At 47.9% G+C, this 2035-nt stretch carries 2 protein-coding genes; both read right to left on the bottom strand.

From position 1 onward, the window contains the following. Window positions 1–267 precede the first annotated feature (267 nt). Entirely contained in the window at window positions 268–723 is a 456-nt protein-coding gene (locus DSD19_RS21540) for a hypothetical protein (protein ID WP_133260484.1), read from the bottom strand. Continuing rightward, the coding region (locus DSD19_RS19595) for an AAA family ATPase (RefSeq protein WP_165828192.1) at window positions 723–2035 on the bottom strand (1313 nt) is incomplete at its 5' end. The genes DSD19_RS21540 and DSD19_RS19595, both read right to left, overlap by 1 nt.

The raw sequence follows: 2035 nt of genomic DNA, 5'->3' as shown, positions 1-2035 counted from the left end.
CAAAGACCTTCCTCTCCGCCATAGCCCTCGCCGCAACCGTCATCTTCTGGCTTTGACGATCAATGAGTCTGGAGCCTAAGAGGCAAGGGCGTGAAAAATCGGAACCATGTCTTGCGACCTGATATGCTGTGGCGCCGCAGGCGCGTTTTTCAACAGAATCGGCGGATAGCGGGTGCTTGCGACCGGCGCGTCGGAAAGCTCGAAGGCAGACACCCTCCCAACACGGTCAAAACTTCCAGAATATATACATGTGGAACACGAAAAATGCTATTTTGTTCTTTTATATGCCGCAAGATTCTGGATGACCGAAATATCCGGGCAGTATGCGTGACCAACGTGATTTCGAATCTTATTCCGGCAGATTGCCATTCTGTTGTCGCGTGAGACAACCAGGAGACATTTGCTTACATTTGCCAAGGCAAAAATGTGAAGGTCATCGCACTCAGGCGGGTTATCTCCAATTACCTCTTTTATCCGACTGGCGAGCCTGCCTTCAGCTTCATCTACCTTCTCTCGACTAATGACGATCACTTGATTTCTGTCGCGCAGATTGTTGAGCAGATCCCTCAATTTGGTTTTTCTCTTAATTTCATCGTAAGCCTTTGTTCCACCTATCACCAACTTAACGCGAGCGTTGGAGAGTAAGTCCTTAAAGAAATACTCAGGATAATTTTCATGCGCTGGATCGATATCCACGCACGTGTCAAGGATATACTCAGGCATCACAATAACTCGAACTTGTCGATGCTCTCTTTAACAAAGAAGCTTCTGAAACTCTCGGGCGGATCGACGAACATTCCGTCGCCATCTATTTCGATTTCGTGAGCAATATTTTCGCCACTTTCCGCCTTGTCAAAGTAAATAACTTGCGCCCTCAAATCCCGATCGTCCCTTTTAAGTGCCATTCTGAAGCGATCAATTATGAAGTCGCTGTGTGTTTCAATGACTAGGGCGCTCTCGTCGAGCGCCGCCCTGTGAAAAACATCACCCAGCGCAGCTTGCGCCCTAGGGTGCAAATGCAGTTCGGGTTGCTGAATTAAAAATGAAGTTCCTGAAACGCAGAATGAAATATCTGTTATAATAGGGAGCACCTGCCCAAGTCCAAACCCCAGCTCGTCCACATAGAAAAACTTGTCTGCCTTTCGGACCTGAAGAACGAACGGCTTGTCCTTCACCTTCGTGGTAATCGTGTTCACAACGATTTCATCGAAAAGACCGCTCACACGGCCAAAGTCATTTATCGATTCCGCCAGTTCTGGACGTTCAGTGAGGACGTCGCGCAGCATATAGGGCGTATGCTCACCAGTGCTGCTAAACTGTGTCTTTGATCCATGATGCAATCTTCGCGTTTTCGCACGCATCGGGCCATGCGTCAAACAACCAAGCGGGGGGTAATTTACCGCCGTGATGCGAGGTTTCCCTTTTTCGCTACGCACCGCGGCATTCAGAGCGTCCAACCAAATCCAGTTGTCAGGCTGACTTCCCCACTCAACCTCATGATGTTGATTGAAGTGGTCGGACGAATTATTGTGGATCCGTTCTATCGCCACACCGTTCTCGGCATGACGAACGTTGGGGTCGTACTCGTACACATCGTATCGGTATGAAATTTTATCTCGACCCCTCTTGAGCCGAAGGACTGTTCCGTTATGAACTATTGTCACCCTGTATACGCGAAGGTCATCTTTTACCGCTTTGTAGGTTATCAGTCGAGCGCGAATTCTATGATCTTGACCTGGCTGAGTCCGCTCTTTAATTAGAAATCCAATGGTCGTTTCTTTTGAGCCGCTCATTCGAGAGCAAACATCAAAAACGGATTCGATGCCATCGACTGCATCCAATATGTCGAGAAACAGCATGTGCGGCCTCGAATCAATCAGCTCAATTAATTGAAGGAAACTTGATTTGCCGGTGCTGTTTTCGCCAACCAGAAAATTACATGAGGGTAAATTATGCCAGCCATTTGGCAGGCCCTTGAAATCTTTTGAGAAAAGTGCGTACTTCTCAAGTCTGCTGTTTACCACAAGTTTTGGCG

This window comes from Rhodovulum sp. BSW8 (assembly GCF_003314725.1).
Classification (GTDB): Bacteria; Pseudomonadota; Alphaproteobacteria; order Rhodobacterales; family Rhodobacteraceae; genus Rhodovulum; species Rhodovulum visakhapatnamense.
Note: the sequence above shows the minus strand (reverse complement) of the source record. Positions and strands in the feature narration are given on the sequence as shown.

Coding starts and splice junctions, on each gene's coding strand:
- DSD19_RS21540 (WP_133260484.1), bottom strand. CDS start 723: ATGCCTGAGTATATCCTTGACACGTGCGTGGATATCGATCCAGCGCAT.